This is a genomic window from Flavobacterium piscisymbiosum, from assembly GCF_020905295.1.
Lineage (GTDB): Bacteria > Bacteroidota > Bacteroidia > Flavobacteriales > Flavobacteriaceae > Flavobacterium > Flavobacterium piscisymbiosum.
In genome coordinates this window covers 2,031,444-2,057,882 of sequence record NZ_JAJJMM010000001.1, presented here as the reverse complement: position 1 = coordinate 2,057,882, position 26,439 = coordinate 2,031,444, and the positions used below count along the sequence as shown (strand labels likewise).

Annotated in this window: 12 protein-coding genes; all 12 read right to left on the bottom strand. The window is 36.7% G+C overall.

Annotated features, from left to right (window positions below; genetic code table 11):
* Nucleotides 1–250: 250 nt before the first annotated feature.
* Nucleotides 251–2,251 (bottom strand): OmpA family protein, encoded by a 2,001-nt coding sequence (locus LNP81_RS09110; protein WP_230035174.1) that lies wholly within the window; start codon nt 2,249–2,251, stop codon nt 251–253.
* Nucleotides 2,252–2,262: 11 nt separating this feature from the next.
* Nucleotides 2,263–3,174: a PorP/SprF family type IX secretion system membrane protein gene (locus LNP81_RS09105; protein ID WP_230035172.1), complete on the bottom strand. Its 912-nt coding sequence runs from the start codon at nt 3,172–3,174 to the stop codon at nt 2,263–2,265.
* A gap of 55 nt (nt 3,175–3,229) precedes the next feature.
* Nucleotides 3,230–15,499 (bottom strand): Ig-like domain-containing protein, encoded by a 12,270-nt coding sequence (locus LNP81_RS09100; protein WP_255700743.1) that lies wholly within the window; start codon nt 15,497–15,499, stop codon nt 3,230–3,232.
* Nucleotides 15,500–15,993: 494 nt separating this feature from the next.
* On the bottom strand, nt 15,994–16,920 hold the full coding sequence (gene queG, locus LNP81_RS09095) for a tRNA epoxyqueuosine(34) reductase QueG (RefSeq protein WP_230035170.1): 927 nt from the start codon (nt 16,918–16,920) through the stop codon (nt 15,994–15,996).
* Nucleotides 16,917–18,263 carry a cytochrome P450 gene (locus LNP81_RS09090; RefSeq protein WP_230035168.1) on the bottom strand — a complete coding sequence of 449 codons (1,347 nt, stop codon included), beginning with the start codon at nt 18,261–18,263 and terminating at the stop codon, nt 16,917–16,919. The genes queG and LNP81_RS09090 overlap by 4 nt, the downstream gene beginning before the upstream one ends.
* An 11-nt stretch (nt 18,264–18,274) precedes the next feature.
* A complete protein-coding gene (gene ruvB, locus LNP81_RS09085) occupies nt 18,275–19,297 on the bottom strand; it encodes a Holliday junction branch migration DNA helicase RuvB (RefSeq protein ID WP_065447998.1) in 1,023 nt (340 codons plus the stop codon).
* 219 nt (nt 19,298–19,516) lie between these two features.
* On the bottom strand, nt 19,517–21,319 hold the full coding sequence (locus LNP81_RS09080) for a cytochrome c oxidase subunit I (protein ID WP_065448000.1): 1,803 nt from the start codon (nt 21,317–21,319) through the stop codon (nt 19,517–19,519).
* Between the two features lie 31 nt (nt 21,320–21,350).
* Nucleotides 21,351–22,535, bottom strand: coding sequence for a cytochrome c oxidase subunit II (locus LNP81_RS09075; RefSeq protein WP_230035166.1), 1,185 nt, complete (start codon nt 22,533–22,535; stop codon nt 21,351–21,353).
* Between the two features lie 19 nt (nt 22,536–22,554).
* Nucleotides 22,555–23,934 (bottom strand): cation-translocating P-type ATPase, encoded by a 1,380-nt coding sequence (locus tag LNP81_RS09070; RefSeq protein ID WP_230035164.1) that lies wholly within the window; start codon nt 23,932–23,934, stop codon nt 22,555–22,557.
* Nucleotides 23,935–23,961: 27 nt separating this feature from the next.
* The gene (locus tag LNP81_RS09065; RefSeq protein WP_230035162.1) at nt 23,962–24,507 is read right to left on the bottom strand and encodes a cytochrome c; all 546 of its coding nucleotides are present in this window, start codon (nt 24,505–24,507) and stop codon (nt 23,962–23,964) included.
* An 8-nt stretch (nt 24,508–24,515) separates the two neighbouring features.
* Nucleotides 24,516–25,040: a DUF3341 domain-containing protein gene (locus LNP81_RS09060; protein WP_041516373.1), complete on the bottom strand. Its 525-nt coding sequence runs from the start codon at nt 25,038–25,040 to the stop codon at nt 24,516–24,518.
* Nucleotides 25,033–26,433 (bottom strand): NrfD/PsrC family molybdoenzyme membrane anchor subunit, encoded by a 1,401-nt coding sequence (gene nrfD, locus LNP81_RS09055; protein ID WP_089048078.1) that lies wholly within the window; start codon nt 26,431–26,433, stop codon nt 25,033–25,035. The genes LNP81_RS09060 and nrfD overlap by 8 nt, the downstream gene beginning before the upstream one ends.
* Between the last annotated feature and the right edge of the window lie 6 nt (nt 26,434–26,439).

Here is a 26,439-nt window from a genome sequence, read left to right as displayed (position 1 = left end):
TTAGATCTATAAAGTTAGAAAAAAATGAATACACACAACAACGAAATCGATTTTTTAAAACTTAACCAATTCATTTTAAACATAATAAGTTAATTTTCATATTAAAGAAATTTAATCCTAAAAAAATGAATGAATTTTAATACTTTTTTATGAAAAATGCAACGTATTTTAATCATTACAGATTTATTCTAAATAAAAAAGGCCTTTTCCAGAATCAGAAAAGGCCTTTTTTGCTTTTTTATTTATTAAGTTACATAGTAGTAACAATGAATTCACTTCGCCTGTTTTGCTGATGCTCTGCTTCAGAACATTTTACACCGTCGGCACATTTATTTACCAATTGTGTTTCTCCAAATCCTTTTGCTGTCAATCGCTTTTCATCAATACCTTTTTTAACAAGCCAGTCTTTGGTTGATTGTGCCCTTTTTTCAGAAAGAATCATATTACTTGAATCAGATTGTCTACTATCTGTGTGCGAACGAATATCCATTGTTAATGTTGGATATTGTTTTAATACATCGACAATTTTTTGCAATTGAGGCTCTGATGATTTTCTGATAGTTGCTTTTCCTAAATCAAAAAAGTTCATTGGGATATTCAGTGTTTTTGCTAAATCTGTTCCAACAGTAATTGGTTTCATTTTTACAGATTTAATCGATACTGTCTTAATCATTATTGTCTTAGCTACTAAAGGAACTGCCTTCTTTTCTATTGAAATTGGCAAAATTGTTTTTCCGTTTTCTTTTTTGATTGATAATGGAACTTCTTTTATTTCGTAATCACTTTTGGAGGTTTTTATGAAATAATTTTTTCCACATTTTACTTTTGAAAAAGTATAGTTTCCGTTTTCGTCTGTAACAACTTGTTTTGCATTTTGTCTGGCTTCATCAAACAAAACCAAAGTTACATTTGCAAGAACTTGATTGGTTTCTAAATCGGTAACGATACCTGTTAATTCTTGTTCGCAAATTAGTCTACGTGTTTCTGTAAATCGATAAACATCGTCTAAACCATGTCCGCTTATTCTGTTTGAAGAGAAAAAACCATTTCTGTGTTTACTATCTATTATAAAAGCAAAATCATCGAATCTACTATTTACAGGTTCTCCTACATTTTGTACGTCATCAAAAGTTCTGTCTTCCTGAATTTTCGAAACAAAAATATCAAGTCCGCCTAAACCCGGACGTCCATCTGAAGCAAAATAAAGTTCATTTTCTTCTGAAATAAAAGGGAACGTTTCTCTTCCTTCTGTATTGATTGAAGGCCCCAGATTCTCCGGATTTCCATAAGCTCCATTTCCGTTAATACTTACTTTATACAAATCAGATTCTCCTAATGTTCCCGGCATATCCGAGGCAAAGTATAACGTTTTTTCATCAGGACTTAATGCAGGATGTGCGGTACTGTATTGATCGCTATTAAATGGAAGTTCTTTTGTGTTTTCCCATTTGCCATCTACTAATTCTGCGCTGTATAATTTTAGTAATGTGATCTGTTTTTCACTCGCTCCTCTTTTACCATCTGTAAAATTATTTCGGGTAAAATACATCGTTCTTCCATCTTTTGTAAAAACAGGAGTTGACTCATTATACTTTGAACTTTCTTTTTTTCTAAAAGGTTTTGGTTCACTTACATTTCCGTCAGGCATTAATTCTGCCACATATAATTTAGAGAAAGATTTATTAGTCCATTTGAAATTATTTTTTGCAACTCCACCTGTATCGCGCGCTGACGTGAAAATGATTTTATTATCATACACTGCACTTCCATAATCTGAATAAGAAGAATTCATTCCGGCATCGGCAATATCAAATCGGCCTGAATTTAATTTTATATCTTCCAGATAGTTTTTTTCGTTTCTAATTAAATCCGCTCTTTTTTCTGCAGCAGATTTTTCATTGAATTTTGCTAAAACGGCATCTGCTTTACGATAATTTCCAACAGATTTAAAACATTGGGCATATCTGTATAAATATTCCGGATCTTGTACTTCATTTATTCTAAACAATTGGTCGTACCATTTTAAGGCGTCTCTTAATTCTCCTGTAAAATAATAGGAATTACCCAATCGCCTTAATATTTTTTCATCTGTTGTACCTTTGTCTATCAGCTCTTCATAAGCTTTTATAGCATCGGCGTAAGCATACTCCTCGTACTTTTTATCAGCGTAGATTGTCTTGGATGTTTGCGCATTTATCTGGCAAAAAAAGCTTAGAAATAAAACAGTAAAGCTTAAATTTTTAATTCTCATAGTAGGTATTATTAGAAGAATCTTGGAGATATCATTTTATTATAATTATTAAAGAACTCAAAACGCAGAAAGATTTCATGTGATCCTGAATTGTACTTTCTTAAATTGGTTGTTTCATGATCATAACCATAACCTATATATAAACCATCTGTTACCTGAAATCCTGCCATTGCACTCAATGATGCACTCCAACGGTAGGCAACACCTACTACAAATTTATCATTGAACATAAAGTTACCTGAAACATCAACCTGCAAAGGAGCTCCTTCGACCATTTTTGTTAATAGGGCGGGTTTGAATTTTATGTACTCTAAACGATCTAAATTAAAGACGTAACCTGCCATAAAATAATAGTTTATTTTATCTTTAAAAATTGCGGTATCACTATCATCATATCTATTGGTTTCGATAAAATTAGGTACAGACAATCCTAAATATGCTTTATCTGAATGCCAATAAACACCGGCTCCTATATTGGGTGTGATTTTATTATTCAGATCCTGAAATTGCGGATCACCCTGATTTTCGGGATTTAATTTATTCATATCTAAATTAAAAAGATTCGCTGTAGCTTTTATTCCAAAAGAAAGTTTGTAGGTTTCAGATGTTGGAATTGTATAGGATAAATCTGCCGATAAGGTGTTTTCGTTTGTTGGACCAATTTTGTCGTTTACCAAAGAAACTCCCAACCCTAAATTGCTATTATTTAAAGGTGTATTTACTGAGAAAGTACTTGTTTTAGGCGCTCCGTCAAGTCCAACCCATTGTGTACGATACAATCCAAAAACACTTAGTACACCACGAGAACCAGCATATGCAGGATTTATAGCAATGGTATTATACATATATTGTGTAAATTGAGAATCTTGTTGCGCCGAACACACAACTGTGAAAAACATGAAAATTAAAACTATCTTTTTCATTTAAAAAGGCTTTTTAAAAGCGGTTCGGTTTGCCACCAAACCGCTCATATTTTTTTTATTTGTTTATATATAAATAACCTGAAAGCTCATGAGGATTTGAGTCGTTGTCTTTGTATTTCAGAATATAGAAATAAGTCCCGACAGGCAATCCTTCCGATTTTTTTACTGTCGTACGTCCTTCAGAGAAACCTACAAAAGCCCTATCTTCATTATTATAATTATTAATATCATATACCAAAACTCCCCAACGATTGTATATTTCTACTGTATTATCAGGATAACATTCTAATCCCTGAATATAGAATCTCGTATTTTTTTCATCTCCGTTTGGAGAGAATGCATTAAAGACTTTTATTAAACAGCCATTTAAAGCCAGAACTGTTGGTTTATCTCCCGTTTCGTTTTCATCATCAGATAAATCTTCTACAAGAACTCCTTTTGCACTTCGTGCCTGAACACTTGCCTGATTGCTTACGCTTCCTTTATTAATATCACTTTGTGTAATTTTGTAAGTAGCTGTAAAATTATGCTCGTCTGACTCGTTTACTTCCAGGTTTATTGCTTGTCCTGAAACCACAACTCCAGGTAAAGGATCTGAAATCATAACCCCTTTTAAAGGAACATTACCTGTGTTTGTTACTTTAAATTTATAGGTAATTGTTTCACCTGCATTTGCAAATCCGCTGCCGTTTTCATCATTAAATACTGCTGTTTTGATTATTGCAACAGAAGGAACTTCTACAAAAACACTTAGTATTGCTGATGCACAATTCGTTTGATTTGATTTTTCGCAAACCTGATATGTTAATGAATACATTCCTCCAGGTGTATTTGGTTTTACATTTACAGTTCCGTCTGAATTGAATTCAAAATATGGACTTGGTGTATTTGAAAGTATAATTTCTAAAGGATTAATTGGTAAGCCTTTTATTAAATCATTGTCTAAAACATTGATAAACTCAAGAGCACCATTTATTCCGTCAACATTTACTGTACCATCATTATTAGCAATGATTTGTATTAATGGTGTTATTGGCGGATTATTCACTACTGAAATTTTCGCAATTGCCTGACTACAATTAATCGTGGGATTTAAAGCTTCACAAATTTGATATGTTAATTCATAAGTTCCTGTTGGCGTTCCCGGTTTTACTTCGATAGTACCATCCGCTTTTAAAATTAAATTAGGATTTCGAACAAGAGTCGTTAAAACAAGATCTGCAGGATTAACTTTTGATCCGTTTAAGGTATCATTATCAAATATACTTGTTGTTGAGCTTTGTCCTTTACTACTATCTACAGTTCCTGCATTATCATTATTTGCTTTTAAAGCTGCTCCTGTTACAGGAACATAACTTTTTACTGTAACACAATTAGTTGTAGGATTTAAATATTCGCAAATAGTATATTCAATCTCATAATTTCCTATTGGAGTTCCCGGTTTAACTGTTACTGTTCCGTCTGGATTTAAAATTAATCCTGTTGGAACCTTTACAGCTGTTAAGATCACTCCTCCATTACTGTTTTTTATAACAGCCGGATTTCCGTTTAATGTAACATTATCTATTAATGAAACTGTAGTTCCTCCAATGCTTCCGTTTATAGGAGCTGTTGTTATTGTTGGTGCAATGATTGATCCGTTTTCGACTACAACGGTAACTTCTGCAGTATCACAATTAGAAGTTCCTTTTTCACAGATTTGGTATGTGATTTTATATTCGCCTGATGTTGTATTTGGTGCCAAAGTTAATTCGCCATTAGCATCAATTGTCAACGGACCTGTCGTGATTGGGGTTACGGTTATATTTACAGCAGTAACATCTTCTCCGTTTAACTTGTCATTTGTTATTACATTACCTACTGTTGTTGCAACGGTTGTACCTGGAACTTGCGCAGGATATGTATCATCATTTGCAACTAAAGTACCTTTTACAACAACGGTAACTTCGGCCGTATCACAGTTTACAGGGTTTGCTCCTTTTTCACAGATTTGGTATGTGATTTTATATTCTCCAGATGTTGTATTTGGTGCCAGTGTCAATTTTCCATCAGCATCAATTGTCAACGGACCTGTCGTGATTGGGGTTACGGTTGTATTTGTAGCCGTAACATCTTCTCCGTTTAACTTGTCGTTTACTGTAACATTACCAACTGTCGTTGCTAATGTCGCGCTTGGTGTAGCGGTATAACTGTCGTCTGTGGCAACCAAAGTACCTTTTACTACAACGGTAACTTCCGCTGTATCACAGTTTACAGGATTTGCCCCTTTTTCACAGATTTGGTAAGTGATTTTATATTCTCCAGATACCGTATTTGGTGCCAATGTCAATTCTCCATCAGCATCAATTGTCAACGGACCTGTTGTGATTGGGGTTACGGTTGTATTTGCAGCCGTAACATCTTCTCCGTTTAACTTGTCGTTTACAGTAACATTCCCAACTGTCGTTGCAACTGTTGTACCTGGAACTTGCGCAGGATATGTATCATCATTTGCAACTAAAGTACCTTTTACAACAACGGTAACTTCTGCCGTATCACAGTTTACAGGATTTGCTCCTTTTTCACAGATTTGGTACGTGATTTTATATTCGCCTGATGTTGTATTTGGTGCCAGTGTCAATTCACCATTTGCATCAATTGTCAACGGACCTGTCGTGATTGGGGTTACGGTTATATTTACAGCAGTAACATCTTCTCCGTTTAACTTGTCATTTGTTATTACATTACCTACTGTTGTTGCAACTGTTGTACCTGGAACTTGCGCAGGATATGTATCATCATTTGCAACTAAAGTACCTTTTACAACAACGGTAACTTCGGCCGTATCACAGTTTACAGGGTTTGCTCCTTTTTCACAGATTTGGTATGTGATTTTATATTCTCCAGATGTTGTATTTGGTGCCAGTGTCAATTTTCCATCAGCATCAATTGTCAACGGACCTGTCGTGATTGGGGTTACGGTTGTATTTGTAGCCGTAACATCTTCTCCGTTTAACTTGTCGTTTGTTATTACATTACCGACTGTTGTTGCAACGGTTGTACCTGGAACTTGCGCAGGATATGTATCATCATTTGCAACTAAAGTACCTTTTACAACAACGGTAACTTCTGCCGTATCACAGTTTACAGGATTTGCTCCTTTTTCACAGATTTGGTACGTGATTTTATATTCGCCTGATGTTGTATTTGGTGCCAGTGTCAATTCACCATTTGCATCAATTGTCAACGGACCTGTCGTGATTGGGGTTACGGTTGTATTTACAGCCGTAACATCTTCTCCGTTTAACTTGTCGTTTACAGTAACATTACCCACTGTAGTTGCAACGGTTGTACCTGGAACTTGCGCAGGATATGTATCCTCATTTGCAACTAAAGTACCTTTTACAACAACGGTAACTTCGGCCGTATCACAGTTTACAGGATTTGCTCCTTTTTCACAGATTTGGTACGTGATTTTATATTCTCCAGATGTTGTATTTGGTGCCAGTGTCAATTCACCATTAGCATCAATTGTCAACGGACCTGTCGTGATTGAGGTTACGATTGTATTTGCAGCCGTAACATCTTCTCCGTTTAACTTGTCGTTTACAGTAACATTCCCAACTGTCGTTGCAACGGTTGTACCTGGAACTTGCGCAGGATATGTATCGTCATTTGCAACCAAAGTACCTTTTACCACAACGGTAACTTCCGCCGTATCACAGTTTACAGGATTTGCTCCTTTTTCACAGATTTGGTATGTGATTTTATATTCGCCTGATGTTGTATTTGGTGCCAATGTCAATTCACCATTAGCATCAATTGTCAACGGACCTGTTGTTATTGGAGTTACGGTGGTATTTGTAGCCGTAACATCTTCTCCGTTTAACTTGTCGTTTGTTATTACATTACCGACTGTTGTTGCAACGGTTGTACCTGGAACTTGCGCAGGATATGTATCATCATTTGCACAGATTTTAGAATCAATAATAAAGCTTGAACTATCAGAAATACATCCATTAACTGAAGCAGTAATAATATAATTACCTACCGGAGCTATAATTGTATCCTCATTTTGAACAATTCCCGTTGATGGAGTTATTATATAAGTATAATTAACATCATAATTTGTAATAGTAAGACTTCCTGTTGCAGTTGTACATGTCTGTTGTGCTACTGTACTTAAAAGTGGCTTTGAAGGAGTTTCTACAGTTACTATTCTACTGGAACTTGCACTTGTACACCCACCTGTACCTATTACAGTATATGTAATTGTCGCAGTACCTGAAGCTTTTCCTGTAATCACTCCCGTTGATGAATCAACCGTAGCAATTGCAGTGTCACTGCTTGACCAGCTTCCTGCATCTCCGTTTGAAGTAAATGTAGTAGTTGAGGCAACACAAATATCCTGTGCTCCTGATAATATTCCTGCATTTGGTGCAGCTGTTACCGTTACTGTTCTGGTAGCAGTCGCATTTGTACAGCCGCCTGTTCCCGTTACTGTATAAGTGATGGTTGCTGTTCCGGCTGCTTTTCCTGTAATCACTCCCGTTGATGAATCAACCGTAGCAATTGCAGTGTCACTGCTTGACCAGCTTCCTGCATCTCCGTTTGAAGTAAATGTAGTAGTTGAGGCAACACAAATATCCTGTGTTCCTGATAATATTCCTGCATTTGGTGCAGCTGTTACCGTTACTGTTCTGGTAGCAGTCGCATTTGTACAGCCGCCTGTTCCCGTTACTGTATAAGTGATGGTTGCTGTTCCGGCTGCTTTTCCTGTAATCACTCCCGTTGATGAATCAACCGTAGCAATTGCAGTGTCACTGCTTGACCAGCTTCCTGCATCTCCGTTTGAAGTAAATGTAGTAGTTGAGGCAACACAAATATCCTGTGTTCCTGATAATATTCCTGCATTTGGTGCAGCTGTTACCGTTACTGTTCTGGTAGCAGTCGCATTTGTACAGCCGCCTGTTCCCGTTACTGTATAAGTGATGGTTGCTGTTCCGGCTGCTTTTCCTGTAATCACTCCCGTTGATGAATCAACTGTAGCAATTGCAGTATCACTGCTTGACCAGCTTCCTGCATCTCCGTTTGAAGTAAATGTAGTAGTTGAGGCAACACAAATATCCTGTGCTCCTGATAATGTCCCTGCATTTGGTGCAGCTGTTACCGTTACTGTTCTGGTAGCAGTCGCATTTGTACAGCCGCCTGTTCCCGTTACTGTATAAGTGATGGTTGCTGTTCCGGCTGCTTTTCCTGTAATCACTCCCGTTGATGAATCAACCGTAGCAATTGCAGTGTCACTGCTTGACCAGCTTCCTGCATCTCCGTTTGAAGTAAATGTAGTAGTTGAGGCAACACAAATATCCTGTGCTCCTGATAATGTCCCTGCATTTGGTGCATCTGTCACTTTTACTGTTCTGGTAGCAGTCGTAGTTGTACAGCCGCCTGTTCCCGTTACTGTATAAGTGATGGTTGCTGTTCCGGCTGCTTTTCCTGTAATCACTCCCGTTGATGAATCAACTGTAGCAATTGCAGTATCACTGCTTGACCAGCTTCCTGCATCTCCGTTTGAAGTAAATGTAGTAGTTGAGGCAACACAAATATCCTGTGCTCCTGATAATGTCCCTGCATTTGGTGCAGCTGTCACTTTTACTGTTCTGGTAGCAGTCGTAGTTGTACAGCCGCCTGTTCCCGTTACTGTATAAGTGATGGTTGCTGTTCCGGCTGCTTTTCCTGTAATCACTCCCGTTGAAGAATCAACTGTAGCAATTGCAGTGTCACTGCTTGACCAGCTTCCTGCATCTCCGTTTGAAGTAAATGTAGTAGTTGAAGCAACACAAATATCCTGTGTTCCTGATAATATTCCTGCATTTGGTGCAGTTGTCACTTTTACTGTTCTGGTAGCTGTCGTAGTTGTACAGCCGCCTGTTCCCGTTACTGTATAAGTGATGGTTGCTGTTCCGGCTGCCTTTCCTGTAATCACTCCCGTTGAAGAATCAACTGTAGCAATTGCAGTGTCACTGCTTGACCAGCTTCCTGCATCTCCGTTTGAAGTAAATGTAGTAGTTGAGGCAACACAAATATCCTGTGTTCCTGATAATATTCCTGCATTTGGTGCAGTTGTCACTTTTACTGTTCTGGTAGCAGTCGCATTTGTACAGCCGCCTGTTCCCGTTACTGTATAAGTGATGGTTGCTGTTCCGGCTGCTTTTCCTGTAATCACTCCCGTTGATGAATCAACCATAGCAATTGCAGTGTCACTGCTTGACCAGCTTCCTGCATCTCCGTTTGAAGTAAATGTAGTAGTTGAAGCAACACAAATGTCTTGTGTTCCTGATAATATTCCTGCATTTGGTGCAGCAGTTACGGTAATTTTTCCTGTAGCATTTATAGTACCACAACCTCCAGTCAATGGAATAGTATAATCAAATACACCTGATGCTGTTGGAGTACCACTAATAGTAATCATATTAGATGCCCAAGCAGCACTAACACCTGAAGGTAATCCTGTAGCAGTACCAATTCCGGTTGCTCCAGTTGTAGTATGAGTGATATTCGTTAAAACTGTATTGATACATAATGTTGGTGTAGCTGATGCCGCACTAACAGTATTATTACCAGTAACCGTGATTTTTCCCGTAGCATTTACAGCACCACAACCTCCAGTCAATGGAATAGTATAGTCAAATACACCTGATGCTGTTGGAGTACCACTAATAGTAATCATATTAGATGCCCAAGCAGCACTAACACCTGAAGGTAATCCTGTAGCAGTACCAATTCCGGTTGCTCCGGTTGTAGTATGAGTGATATTCGTTAAAACTGTATTGATACATAATGTTGGTGTAGCTGATGCCGCACTAACAGTATTATTACCAGTAACCGTGATTTTTCCCGCAGCATTTATAGCACCACAACCTCCAGTCAATGGAATAGTATAGTCAAATACACCTGATGCTGTTGGAGTACCGCTAATAGTAATCGTATTAGATGCCCAAGCAGCACTAACACCTGAAGGTAATCCTGTAGCAGTACCAATTCCGGTTGCTCCAGTTGTAGTATGAGTAATATTTGTTAAAACTGTATTGATACATAATGTTGGTGTAGCTGATGCAACACTAACAGTGTTATTAGCTGTAACAGTAATTTTTCCTGTAGCATTTACAGCACCACAACCTCCAGTCAATGGAATAGTATAGTCAAATACACCTGATGCTGTTGGAGTACCACTAATAGTAATCGTATTAGATGCCCAAGCAGCACTAACACCTAAAGGTAATCCTGTAGCAGTACCAATTCCGGTTGCTCCAGTTGTAGTATGAGTAATATTTGTTAAAACTGTATTGATACATAATGTTGGCGTAGCTGATGCTACACTAACAGTGTTATTAGCTGTAACAGTAATTTTTCCTGTAGCATTTACAGCACCACAACCTCCAGTCAATGGAATAGTATAGTCAAATACACCTGATGCTGTTGGAGTACCACTAATAGTAATCGTATTAGATGCCCAAGCAGCACTAACACCTAAAGGTAATCCTGTAGCAGTACCAATTCCGGTTGCTCCAGTTGTAGTATGAGTAATATTTGTTAAAACTGTATTGATACATAATGTTGGCGTAGCTGATGCTACACTAACAGTGTTATTAGCTGTAACCGTGATTTTTCCCGTAGCATTTATAGCACCACAACCTCCAGTCAATGGAATAGTATAGTCAAATACACCTGATGCTGTTGGAGTACCACTAATAGTAATCTTGTTAGATGCCCAAGCAGCACTAACACCCGAAGGTAATCCTGTAGCAGTACCAATTCCGGTTGCTCCAGTTGTAGTGTGAGTGATATTCGTTAAAACTGTATTGGTACATAATGTTGGTGTAGCTGATGCTACACTAACAGTATTATTAGCTGTAACAGTAATTTTTCCTGTAGCATTTACAGCACCACAACCTCCAGTCAATGGAATAGTATAGTCAAATACACCTGATGCTGTTGGAGTACCACTAATAGTAATCGTATTAGATGCCCAAGCAGCACTAACACCTGAAGGTAATCCTGTAGCAGTACCAATTCCGGTTGCTCCAGTTGTAGTATGAGTAATATTTGTTAAAACTGTATTGATACATAATGTTGGCGTAGCTGATGCTACACTAACAGTGTTATTAGCTGTAACCGTGATTTTTCCCGTAGCATTTATAGCACCACAACCTCCAGTCAATGGAATAGTATAGTCAAATACACCTGATGCTGTTGGAGTACCACTAATAGTAATCTTGTTAGATGCCCAAGCAGCACTAACACCCGAAGGTAATCCTGTAGCAGTACCAATTCCGGTTGCTCCAGTTGTAGTGTGAGTGATATTCGTTAAAACTGTATTGGTACATAATGTTGGTGTAGCTGATGCTACACTAACAGTATTATTAGCTGTAACAGTAATTTTTCCTGTAGCATTTACAGCACCACAACCTCCAGTCAATGGAATAGTATAGTCAAATACACCTGATGCTGTTGGAGTACCACTAATAGTAATCGTATTAGATGCCCAAGCAGCACTAACACCTGAAGGTAATCCTGTAGCAGTACCAATTCCGGTTGCTCCAGTTGTAGTATGAGTAATATTTGTTAAAACTGTATTGATACATAATGTTGGCGTAGCTGATGCTACACTAACAGTGTTATTAGCTGTAACCGTGATTTTTCCCGTAGCATTTATAGCACCACAGCCTCCAGTCAATGGAATAGTATAGTCAAATACACCTGATGCTGTTGGAGTACCACTAATAGTAATCTTGTTAGATGCCCAAGCAGCACTAACACCCGAAGGTAATCCTGCAGCAGTACCAATTCCGGTTGCTCCAGTTGTAGTGTGAGTGATATTCGTTAAAACTGTATTGATACATAATGTTGGCGTAGCTGATGCTGCATTAACAGTGTTATTTGCAGTTACTGTTATAGTTCCGTCTATTGTAATAGCAATGCAAGGTGATGTATGCCCAACCGTTGTTATTGTATATTTATAGGTACCACTTACTGTTGGGGTCCCTGAAATAGTTATTGTTTTTGCATCACTATCTACAGTACTTGTTACTCCAGTTGGTAAATTTGATGCCGTAGCATTAATTGCACTTCCTCCAAAAGTATAAACTGCAGTAGGAATTGTTATTCCTGTACACACAGTTGGGTTTTGTGTACCACTAGTAAATGTAATAGTAGAAGCCGTATTTATAACCGCAGCAACTGCAATTCTTGATGCTGTAGTACAACCTTCAGCTGTAGTAGCACCTACATAATATGTCGTAGTAGATGATAAACTTGGCGTAGTAAAGGTACCTCCTGATCCTAATGAAGCGCCTCCTGTTGGATTAGCATACCAATTGATCGTAGCTCCTGCGGATGCTGTAGCTTTTAATGTTACTGCTCCTTCACCACATCTAGATCCTTCTGTTGTTGAATTTATTGTTGGTAAAGTATTTACTGTTGCTTTGATTAGGGTTCTAGCTACCGTTGTACATCCATTATCTGTTGCATCAACATAATAGTCTGTTGTTGTTGATAAACTTGGTGTAGTAAAACTTGACCCTGTCCCTAATGATGGGCCTCCTGTTGATGCTGCATACCAGTTAATTGTACCTGATGAAGCCGTAGCTCCCAAAATAACAGTTCCTGCATCGCATCTTGAATTTGGCGTTGTTGCGGTTATTGTTGGTTTTGGCTTAATAACATAACTTGTTGCAGTTCTACAAGAACCTGAACATGACGCATAATAAATTACAGTCTTTGCTGTATTTGTATCTGTTAAACCTGATTCAGTAACTACTAGTGGATTAAAAGAAGATCCTGTAAAAATTGCTGTACCTCCAGAAGCCTCTGTAAACCATTGTATAGTACCAGAAGAACAGGCAGAAGTAACTATTAATGCTGCGCCAGTGTTGTCACCTTGACAAATTGAAACTCCTGTTGTAGTTGGTGCACCTGCAAGTGCATTAATAGTAATATCTGCAGTAGGAAGCGAAGTACATCCCTCTGAATTAGTTGTAGTAACTTTATATTTACCTGCTACTAATCCTGAAAAGACTCCAGTTGTACTATCTACTGGCGCCGTTATCGGATTTGTACCTGTTAGCGTATATTTTATTCCTGTGCCATTGGCAGGAGTATTTACTGTTATTGTTCCTGTTGGTACCTCACAAGTTGGCTGTGTTGGTGTAAAAGTTGGAACTGCCGGCAAAGCCAAAATCGTTATATCATCGGCTGTCGTACCAGTACCTGGAAAGTTTACTCCTGGAACATCTGCTTGATTATTTCCCTCATATTTTTTATTTACTGAACCATAAGCATTTGTGGCTGCAGTAATTCTTCTTCCAGAATTTGCATCTGTACGTGTCGGATCAAGATATAGTGCTTGTGCATCAGAACTATGTACTCCGGCAGTCATAGTAGCTGCGACTTTCCCTATTAAAATTATAGTAACCACTCCATTTTGAGCGATGTTAAAACCTCCAAATAAAGGATTACCAGGTGCGGTAGTATTAGTATTAGGGAAAGCTCCGGAAGGCCCTGTTGTTCCAATTGAATATGTAGCTGTTGCTGAGTCAAACTGAATACCTGTTGGAAAGCTAAAATCCAAAAATACACCAGCTGCATTTCCGGCTCCTGTATTTTTTATCTGAATTTCGTAAGAAACTTTTCCTCCAATCGAATTACAAGCTTTTGCAGTAGACAAAGATTTTACAGTAGTCTCAAGAACAGGAAAACAATTTGCATTTACCTGAAGATTAGGTGGTACGTCTGCACTCGTAAATTGTGTCGTGTAACCAATTGTTCCATTTACGGCGCCATGAGTATTTCCTTGTCCGGCATTAGATTTTCCTGCAGATCCACCATTTACATTAGCAATTATTGTTCCTGAAGTAGTGATATTATGGCTAATTATTCCACCACCACCACCACCACCTGGTCCGTGCTCGTTGTTGTTATCATTTTCTGTATTTCCTCCGTTTCCTCCATTTGCATTAATAGTTATTGTACCTGTACTATTATTAGAAATATTCAAAAGTACAGTCCCTCCGGCACCTCCCCCTCCAGCTCCGTCAGGAGACCCAGAGTAAGCACCTGCTGCACCATTTCCACCATTAGCATTTATATAACCAATTCCCTGAACCGTACCTGCATTAATGAGTATAATAGCTCCTCCAACTCCACCCTTCACACCGGTCGAAGCGTTATTAGCATCTCCGGCACCTCCACCTCCACCCATTACAAGCTTAGGAAAAGGTGTTGTTGTAATATATGATTTATAACCTGGTCTTCCTCCTCCTGTAGCAGGAAGAACGTCTCCGTTACCACCTTGCCATCCTGCACCACCTAGACCTCCAAAACCACCATTACCGCCGCCGCCGCCGCCAGTATTGTGATCATTACCACCTCCACCTGCATTAGCAGGAGCTCCTCTTCCTGAAGAACCACCTGGTAACCCTTCATTTGTAACTCCATTATCTACTTCATTAGAACCATCCCACATGTATCTTGGTGTACCCGCTATTCCTTCTCCCTTTCCCGAAATTTTATCACTAGTTGATAAACCAACATAAATTGTCGAATTATTTAAATTTGAATCTAACCTAGGGCTATATCCCCCTCTAAAACCTCTCGCTGTTCCATCAATAGTTTTACCGTTAAAATTAAAAGTTCCCGAAACATTGAAGGCGATAATACCTCCAGCACTACCATTAAAAGCAGGCGTTGTTATATTTGAATTTAAATTTAAATTTGAGTATTGTGGTACTCTAACAATTTGAAAAGTTTTTTTTCCTCTATCCGTTGTTGCGTTAGCATTAAAAAAACTATTTCTTGCACCTCCTGAAGTACCAGTCCCTTTAAATGTTAAATTCCCACCTCCTAGTGGTACATTATTAGTTGCAATAACATATTCAAAAACCCCAGTATTACCAATAGCTGTAAATCCTGTACCACCTAAAGCATCCGGACCACTAGTCGTACTTCCTGAACCGTAATTACGATCATTCGTATAATTGATTGAAGCATCCTGCATTTGGATAATCAAAATTAAATCTCCGGCAGAAATTGGAATGGTACCAAAGTTATTCCCTTTACCATCTGTGCCAGGAGATGTAGCTAATAGTATAGATTGAGCTCCAGCATTTAAAGTAGTATTGCCCGAAATAGGATAATAAGTATTTATAGAACTTGTAACAGTAACCGGACCGTCAACACCTGGCGTTCCACAAACTTGTGCAAAAGATGAGAAAGATGCTAATGTTAATAATAAAACAAGAAAATTTAGTCTAAATAATTTAGACTGACTAAGAGTAAAGTTACGCATAGACAACTGTGAATTTAAGAATAGAAATATTGAAAGCAGAAGAACCAAATTTGGTTTTCAGCATTTGAAGCAGATACGATAAAATGAGGGAAATGGATTTTGCAAATCTTAAAAAAGTAATTTTAAGATTGTCATAAAAATAAGGTAGTTTTTGCACCATAAATGTATGTCGTTCAAGACACAAAAAGTGCCTTTAGATTAAATTAGTAGTTTTGGAGGCGCGAAAGTATGCAAACACCTAATTACTAACTACTTTAGTCGACAAACTACTTAGATAAACGCTGAATTGCACTTTTTGTCGACAAAAATTAACCTGAGTATGCAGAAAACTTAACTATTCGATAATAAAACAGGAGAAATTTCTTAATTTTTTGACGTATTGTCGGTTTTTGAAGAAATTCAAGATAAAAATGTAAAAATCTTACAAATACTTGAAAAAAGAAAAATTAAATATTGCATTTAAAAGAAAGAAAAAAGCATTTCCTTTCCTGAAATCACTCTAAAAATCTTACATTTCTTTTTAAGCCATCAAACTTGGTTCTTTTGATTGGGGAGTTTTTAAAAACGGCACGGAAAGTCTCTTCCGTAATCTCAATCCAGTCTTTTTTAGAAAAAGAAAGTAGTTCCGGATTTGGATTAAATAAGGGTTCTGAATGAGGTTTCGAGAACCGATTCCAGGGACAAACATCCTGGCAAGTATCACAACCAAACATCCATTCGTCAAATTTTCCTTTCATTTCGTAAGGAATATTTTCTTTGAGTTCGATCGTGTAATAAGAAATACATTTACTACCATCAACAACATGAGGAGCAACAATTGCCTGAGTAGGACAAGCATCAATACAAGCAGTACAAGAACCACAATGATCTGTCGTGGCATGATCATATTCTAAATCCAAATCAAGAATAAGTTCAGCAATAAAGTAAAAAGAGCCAACCTTTTGAGTAAGCAGATTACCGCTTTTACCAATCCATCCCAAGCCACTTTTAGCTGCCCAGGCACGATCTAAAACAGGTGCCGAATCAACAAAAGCACGACCTGAAACATCGCCTATATTTTCCTGAATAGAATGCAAAAATTCTTTGAGTTTCTCCTTGATTACAAAATGATAATCCTGACCGTAAGCATATTTTGAAATCTTAAAACTATCCTGACTTTGAGTTTCTTCGGGATAATAATTTAATAAAAGCGAAACAACACTTTTGGCATCATCTACTAACAAAGTTGGATCTAAACGCTTGTCAAAATAATTTTCCATGTAGGCCATCTGCCCATGATGATTATTATTGAGCCATTTTTCAAGACGTGGCGCTTCTTCTTCGAGAAATCCAGCTTTAGAAATCCCGCAAGAAAGAAAACCAAGACGTTTTGCTTCTGATTTTATAAATTTCGAATATGTCTCTTTTGCATTAATGCTCACCTTTTCGAAAATAAAACTTCTACACCAACTGGCTTTAATGTAATTAATGGATTAAACTGAACTGTATCTGTACTGGATTTAATCTCGTATTTTTTTACAATTTGAGCAATGGTCAAACACATTTCATAAATAGCAAATCCCGCTCCGATGCACATTCTTGGTCCGGCACCAAATGGATAAAAATATTGCATGGATTGCTTTTTCTGCCCTCCAAGAAATCGTTCCGGATTAAACTCATCCGGATTTTTCCAGTATTTTGGATTTCGATGCAATTCATAGAAAGAAACACCAATGAGAGTTTCTTTCTTTATATGATAACCTGCAAGTGTATCATCGGTAACATTTTGTCTATCGGTAATCCAGGCAGGCGGGTACAAGCGCATTGATTCGTTTAAAACGGCATTGGTATACGTCATTTTCTGTAACTGCTCGACAAGATCATTTGTTTGAGATTCTATTGCTAAAATCTCATCAACAACTTTTTGTTGTATTTCAGGATTTCTTCCTAAAAGATGCAACGTAAAAGTCAAAGCATTTGCTGTGGTTTCATGTCCGGCAATAAATAGAACTTTAATTTCATCTACCAACTGACTTACAGTCATTCCCTCTCCCGTATCTTCATATCGCGTTTCCAAAAGCATATTTAGCAAGTCATTAATTTCTTCTTTCGAAGTCATTCTTTCTTCAATAATTTCCTGAATAATACTATTATTTTCTTCAGCCAGTTCCAGGTGTTTTTTTACCTGGCCGCTTAATGAAAACCACCATGCTTTATGCGGAAGTCTAATTTCTTTTATTAAAAAATTCTGAACTTCTTCGATAATAAATTTTATTCTGTTTAATTTTTCGTCTGAAATCGAAAGTTGAAATAATGATTTCGCTACCACATTAAAGGCTAACTGACTCATTACAGGAAAAAGATCTATTGGCTTTTCTTCGATTAGATCTTTTAATTCTGAACCAATAGTCTGATTCATGTTTTCGACCAACTGATTCATCTTTTGCTTATGAAATGCAGGTTGAATAAGCCTTCTTTGTTTCAGCCAAAAATCTCCATCAACAGTCAATAATCCTTTTCCTAAATATTTTGAAAGGTATACAGATTGAAATTTAGATTTATGATAATTCTTTTGATTCTTCTGTAAAATATACTGCGCAACTTCATTATCTCTTGACAAAATGATATGTTTTGAAACACCAATTTTAAGAGAAAAAGAATCTCCAAACTGATCAAAATATCTTTTATGAAAAGGAATAGGATTTCTACGCACTCCTTCAGCATCCAGAAAGAATCTCAATATCGAAAGCCTATTCGGGTAATTATATTTTCTATTTTCAGACATTCTGATTAAAATTAAAACAATCCGCCCTGAATGTTAGTGTTTAATTTTCCTAAATGCTTATAGGCTTTGTCTGTTACTTCACGACCACGCGGCGTACGCATGATAAATCCTTCCTGAATCAGGAACGGCTCATAAACCTCTTCGATAGTTTCGCTACTTTCAGATACGGCTGTTGCCAAAGTTGAAAGTCCAACAGGTCCACCTTTAAATTTATTGATGATAGTCAATAAGATTTTATTATCCATTTCATCCAATCCATGAGCATCTACATTAAGTGCTTTTAAGGCATAACGTGCAATTTCAAGATCGATAGTTCCATTTCCTTTTATCTGTGCAAAATCACGTACCCTACGTAACAATGCATTTGCAATACGAGGTGTACCACGACTTCTACCAGCTATTTCTATAGCAGCATCTAAGGAGATCGGCATTCTAAGTATCGAAGAACTTCTTTCGACAATACTAGTCAAAAGTTCTGTAGTGTAATATTGTAATCGTGATGAAATCCCGAAACGCGCACGCATTGGCGCAGTTAGTAATCCTGAACGCGTTGTTGCTCCTATTAAAGTAAAAGGATTCAAATTGATTTGAACCGTTCTGGCATTTGGACCAGACTCGATCATAATATCAATTTTAAAATCCTCCATTGCCGAATATAAATACTCTTCAACAATTGGACTCAAACGATGAATTTCATCAATGAACAGAACATCTCTTTCATCAAGATTAGTCAAAAGACCGGCTAAATCACCAGGCTTATCTAAAACAGGACCCGAAGTAATTTTAATCCCTACTTCAAGTTCATTTGCTAAAATATTGGCCAAAGTCGTTTTACCTAATCCCGGAGGTCCATGAAAAAGTGTATGATCAAGTGCTTCTCCTCGCTGATTGGCTGCAGCAACAAAAACTTTTAAATTCTCTAAAACTTGATCTTGCCCCGCAAAATCATCAAATGACAGCGGACGTAATCTTTTTTCAAGATCTAATTCTTCTGGATTGTACCCATTTGTAGTGGGATCTAGGTTCTCATTCATTTTACAAAGATAGACAAAGTAATCAGTTTGTAAAATAGATAAAATCGCAAATAAAAAAAGGAAAATCCAATACCTTAAGCTCTAAATAAAAAATTCCAAATTCCAACAATACTAACCTTTTTTGGAATTTGGAACTTTAAAATATTGAAATTTCTTAATGACTTAGATATTGTACAAAAAAAAAAGACCATCTTTTCAGATGGTCTTTCTTAAATATTTTTAGTGGTGTAAAACTTCTTCACCTTCTTTCATTGGTACATTTTGAGGAACAAAATCTACGTCGTGATTTGGGTTACTGTAGTCATATGGCCAACGGTATACGTGAGGAATTTCACCTGGCCAGTTACCGTGAATATGTTCTACAGGAGTAGTCCACTCTAATGTTGTCGATTTCCATGGATTTTGAACCGCTTTCTTACCGTAGAAAATACTACTGAAGAAGTTGTACAAGAATACTAATTGGAACGCACCTCCTACAAGAGCAAATGTTGTAATTAAAACATTCACATTTTGTAAATCATCAAATAATGGGAAGTTTGTGTTTGTATAATAACGTCTTGGTAAACCAGCTAATCCGATAAAGTGCATTGGGAAGAAAACTCCGTAAGCACAAACTGCTGTTACCCAAAAGTGAATATAACCTAAGTTTTTATTCAACATTCTACCATACATTTTAGGGAACCAGTGGTAAATACCAGCAAACATTCCGTAAAGTGCAGAGATACCCATTACTAAGTGAAAGTGAGCAATTACGAAGTAAGTATCGTGAACGTTAATATCTAAAGTACTATCTCCTAAAATGATTCCAGTTAAACCTCCAGTAATGAAAGTAGAAACCATTCCGATAGAGAATAACATTGCAGGGTTGAATTGTAAGTTACCTTTCCATAAAGTCGTAATCCAGTTGAACGCTTTTACAGCAGACGGAATTGCAATCAATAAAGTTGTGAAGGTAAATACAGATCCTAAGAAAGGATTCATACCCGAAATAAACATGTGGTGACCCCAAACAATAGTTGATAAGAATGCAATTGCAAGAACTGACATAATCATCGCTCTGTATCCGAAGATTGGTTTACGAGAATTCGTAGCCATAATTTCAGAAACAAGACCCATTGCTGGTAAGATTACGATATAAACCTCAGGGTGTCCTAAGAACCAGAATAAGTGTTCGAATAAAACTGGAGAACCACCTTGGTAATGTAAAACCTCTCCTGCGATATAAATATCAGATAAGAAGAATGAAGTACCAAAGCTTCTGTCAAAAATCAATAATAGAGCAGCTGATAACAATACCGGGAAAGAAATAACACCAATTATAGCTGTTACGAAAAATGTCCAGATTGTAAGCGGAAGTCTAGTCATAGACATTCCTTTAGTTCTTAAGTTGATAACAGTTACGATGTAATTTAAAGATCCCATTAAAGAAGATGCAATAAAGATCGCCATAGAAACTAACCATAAAGTCATACCTGTTCCAGAACCAGGAATCGCTTGTGGTAAAGCACTTAATGGAGGATAAATTGTCCAACCTGCAGAAGCTGGTCCAGCTTCAACAAATAAAGAAGATAACATAATTACTGCAGACAAGAAGAACAACCAGTATGAAATCATGTTCATGAATCCAGACGCCATATCTCTTGCTCCAATTTGAAGTGGAATAAGTAAGTTACTAAAAGTACCACTTAATCCAGCCGTTAGTACAAAGAATACCATGATGGTACCGTGAATTGTTACTAAAGCCAAATAAATATCATTTGCCATTACACCATCAGGTGCAAATTTATCTCCTAATAAAACATTAAAGATTTTAAAAGACTCTTCTGGCCATGCTAATTGCATTCTAAAAAGCAAGGACATTGCAATACCAATAATACCCATGATAATACCGGTAATCAAGTATTGCTTAGCAATCATTTTATGATCAATACTAAAAATATATTTAGTAATGAACGTTTCTTTATGATGATGTTCGTGCTCGTGATCGTGTCCGTGATCGTGACCGTGCGCTTCTGCTGACATATATGTGTACTTTAAATTTTCTTAATAAATATTATTTCATAGCAACTTTAGCTATAGCTGCTTTAACAGTATCAATTACCGCTTTAACAGTATCTTTAGCTGTACTATCTGTAGTAGCTTTTGCTCCTTCAGCTGGTGCTTTAGCAGCTGCTGCCGCTTTAATATCCTGAGCTAAAGTAGTTTTTTCGCTTAACCATTTTTTATAATCTTCCGGAGTATCAACAACTACTTTCATTTGCATGTTGTAGTGAGAAGCTCCACAAATTTTATTACATAATAATAAATAATCAAATGTATAAGGATCTAAAGCTGTACCTCCTTTAGCAACTAACTCAATGCTTTTTTCAGCTCTAAGTTTGTTGATGTTTGCTACTTTTTCTACCATAAAAGGCAACTCTCTGTATTCAGCAGTTGTATAAGTTGGAATAAAAGCAAACTCAGTAACCATTCCCGGAACACAGTTCATTTGCGCTCTAAAGTGAGGCATGTAAGCTGAGTGCAATACGTCCTGAGAACGCATTTTGAAATGTATTTTTTTACCTTTTGGAATATGCAATTCAGAAACTACAATATCATCAGTTGAATTTTTATCAGACATATCAACACCTAAAGTGTTCACACCTTCGATCAAACGTACGTTAGCTTTTCCTAAAACATTATCCTGTCCTGCATATCTTGCAGTCCATTTGAACTGTTGTGCATATAATTCAATTTCAATTACATCTTCGTCTTTATCAACGAACATAATGTTATTCCATGCATACAATCCGTAAAGAATCAAACAAGCTAAAACTACAGATGGAATAATACTCCAAATTGCTTCTAATTTGTTACTATCAGCAAAGAATAATGCTTTTTTATCTTTATGACCTCTATTTTTAAAAGAAAACCAGTATAATAAACCTTGTGTAATAAATTGAACTACAAAAATTAAAACCCAGGTAATATTCATCAAATTATCTACTAAAAGCCCATGCTCTGAAGCAGGAGTATGAAGTGCTAAATTACCCCATTTTAGTAAACCGTAAATAGTAAATATATAAATGAAAGCTAAAAAGCCAAACATAATATATCCCTGAATATTATTATCATTATCTGATGCAACTTGCGAATCGTCCGAAGAAGATCCCACTTGAGTAAGATCAAATATCTTGGTCAATTGCCATAATGCAATTGCTAATAAAACTAAAACTACAATTACCAACAAACTTGTCATCTGTTTACTTCTTTAAATATTAATAATGAAAATGTTTACTTTCTTCAATGAAAGGATTTCTTTTTGCTAACAGAGGAGCTTTTGTCAATGCAGTAAACACTACAAAAATAAACAATCCTAAGAAGAAAAGTATAGATGCAATTTCAGGAACTCCAATAAACCATTTATCTCCAACTGTACCAGGCATAATCATATTAAAGAAATCTACATAGTGACCTAGTAAGATAACAACACCAGCCATTACAATTACCCAACTAAGACGTTTAAAATCTGTATTGATTAATATTAATAATGGGAATACAAAGTTCATAACTACAGCACCAAAGAATGGCAAATTGTATAATTGAATTCTTGTTACGAAGTAAGTTACCTCTTCAGGAATATTAGCATACCAGATTAACATGAATTGAGAAAACCATAAGTAAGTCCAGAAAACACTAATACCAAACATAAATTTAGCTAAATCGTGAATGTGGCTTGTATTTACATATTCTAAATATCCTTTTGATTTTAAGTAAACAGTAACTAATGCGATTGCAGTAATACCACTTACAAAGAAAGAAGCAAATACATACCATCCAAATAAAGTACTGAACCAGTGTGGATCGATTGACATAATCCAGTCCCAAGACATGATAGACTCAGATACAATAAAGAATACTAAGAAACCAGCAGTTAATTTGAAGTTCTTTTTGTAATATAGATCATCATTAGCTTCATCCTGAGCTAAACAATTTTTTCTAGATTGGTAACGGTATAAATTCCACCCTACTAAGAAGATAGCAGCTCTGATAATCCAGAAAACAAAGTTCAAATAACCTGCTTTTCCAGCAATGATTTTATCATAGTTTGGACTATTAGGATCTGTAACACCTTCGCCTAACCATACAAATATGTGATTAAAGTGTAATCCACAAAGAATTAATATTATAAAGAAAATAACAGAACCTATTGGTAAATAAGCTGTGATTCCCTGCATAACTCTAAACAAAACCGGAGACCAACCTGCCTGAGCAACTTGTTGAATAGCATAAAATGCTAAAGTTCCCATAGAAAGTAGTAAGAAGAAAATACACGCAACATATAAAGCTGACCAAGGCTTATTTTGCAATTGGTGCAATACATGTGTTAAATGTTTTTCGTGCTCATCAGCAGCATTAACTTTTGCATGTTCGCCACCTTTGTGCGAATCATGCGAAGCCTCAGCAGCTTCGTGATGTGAAGTCTCTGCTGTTGCCTCATGTGCAGCACCGTGAGATCCATGCTCATCCGCAGCTAGAATTTTTTCAACTTCTTGAATATCTTTAGGAGCAGTTAAAAAACCATATCCAATTCCTAATATACCAAGGGCCATTAGGATGATAGAAAAAGTTTTTAATTTACTTGAAAATGTATACATATCTATTACGATCAGTTTGTTCAACAATTATAATTGGCTTTTTAGTTTTAGAACATAGTCAGCAACTAACCAACGTTCGTGGGCACTTAATTGATTTGCATGTGAACCCATTGCATTTAAACCATAAGTTTCAACATGAAAGATACTTCCTTCAGTGATTTCTCTGTCTTTATAGCTAGGTACTCCAAGAAATTTTTCTCTTTCAACCAATTTACCTTTACCGTTTCCAGTTGCACCATGACAACTGATACAGTAAATTTCGAAAAGTTCTTTTCCTTTTCCGGAATTTCTTTCGATAGAATCCAAAGGCGATTTCAAATTAGCTTTTGCCAATTCATAACCTGCAGTCGAATTTTCATACTCATAAGGTTCAAAACCTCTATTGATACTTCCTTGTGCAGGAAGCTGTCCTTCTTTTCCACCTTTAAATATTTTTGCCTCTGAATATGGCTCATATGCCAAAGACTCATACATATTAGGGAAATACTGATAGTTTGGTGCCGAAGTATTGTGGCATGATGAAACTAAAATAGTTATACCAACTAAAAGTGTTATTTTATATATCCTTTTCATAGCTACAATTAATTCTTTTCAATTACTTTAACTTCAACAGCTCCTGTACCTTCGAAAAAAGAAACCAGTTCTGCTTCGTTATCATTTACGGCAACTTCCATTAAAAAATGGTCATCTGTTGTTCTTACATCAGGATTCTCAGCTTCTTTAAATGGCCATAATCTACTTCTCATATAAAAAGTGATAACCATTAAGTGGGCAGCAAAAAATACTGTCATTTCAAACATAATTGGCACAAATGCAGGCATATTCTGAATGAAACTAAAACTTGGTTTTCCACCAATATCTTGTGGCCAGTCATGAATCATGATATAACTCATCATGGTTGTTGCAACAGAGATACCAACACATCCATATAAAAATGCACAAATTGCTAATCTTGTTGGCGCTAAACCCATAGCCTTATCCAATCCGTGAACTGGGAATGGAGTAAAAACCTCTTCAATATGATGATGAGCAGCTCTGGTTTTCTTTACTGCATCCATCAAAATATCATCGTCATTATAAATGGCGTATATTACTTTATTACTCATGATGTGAATCTTTATTTGCTCTTTCTCTAATGTAATTATCTCCTGTTCCTTTCAAAATTGTTTTTACCTCTGCCTGAGCAATTACAGGGAATGTTCTAGAGTATAATAAAAACAATACGAAGAAGAAACCTATCGTTCCAATGAAAATTCCAATATCAACAAATGTTGGTGAAAACATTGTCCAAGAAGATGGAAGGTAATCTCTATGTAAAGAAGTAACAATAATTACGAATCTTTCAAACCACATTCCGATGTTTACTACAATCGAAATAATAAATGAAAACATGATACTTGTTCTTAATTTTTTGAACCACATAAATTGTGGAGAGAAAACATTACAAGTCATCATCGACCAATATGCCCACCAGTAAGGTCCGGTTGCTCTGTTCAAGAACGCATATTGCTCATACTCTACTCCTGAATACCAAGCTACGAATAACTCAGTAATATACGCTACCCCAACGATAGAACCTGTAATCATGATTACAATATTCATTAACTCGATATGTTGTAATGTAATATAAGCTTCAAGATTAGAAACTTTTCTCATAACGATCAGCAAGGTATTTACCATTGCAAATCCTGAGAATACCGCTCCAGCAACGAAGTATGGAGGGAAAATTGTTGTATGCCATCCTGGAATTACAGAAGTAGCAAAGTCCATAGATACAATAGTGTGTACAGAAAGTACAAGCGGAGTAGCCAAACCAGCTAATACCAAAGATACTTCTTCAAAACGTTGCCAATCTTTTGCTCTACCACTCCATCCAAAACTTAGGATAGAATATACTCTTTTATTAAAAGGTGTTATTGCTCTATCACGTAGCATTGCAAAGTCAGGTAATAAACCAGTCCACCAGAAAACTAATGATACTGAAAGATACGTAGAAATTGCAAATACGTCCCAAAGTAACGGTGAGTTAAAGTTTACCCATAATGAACCAAATTGATTCGGAATTGGTAATACCCAGTATGCTAACCATGGACGTCCCATGTGAATAATTGGGAATAAACCTGCCTGAACTACCGAGAAGATAGTCATAGCCTCTGCAGAACGGTTAATCGCCATTCTCCAACGTTGACGGAAAAGTAATAATACCGCAGAAATTAATGTTCCGGCGTGACCAATACCAACCCACCAAACGAAGTTCGTGATATCCCAGGCCCAACCAACTGTTTTATTTAATCCCCATGTTCCAATACCGGTAGATACGGTGTAAATTATACAACCTAACCCCCAAAGGAAGGCTATTAATGCGATTGAAAATACAATCCACCAATGTTTGTTTGCCGGACCTTCAACAGGTGCAGCTACATCTACAGTTACATCGTGATAAGATTTATCACCTATAACTAAAGGTTTTCTAATGGGTGCTTCGTAGTGAGACGACATAATCCT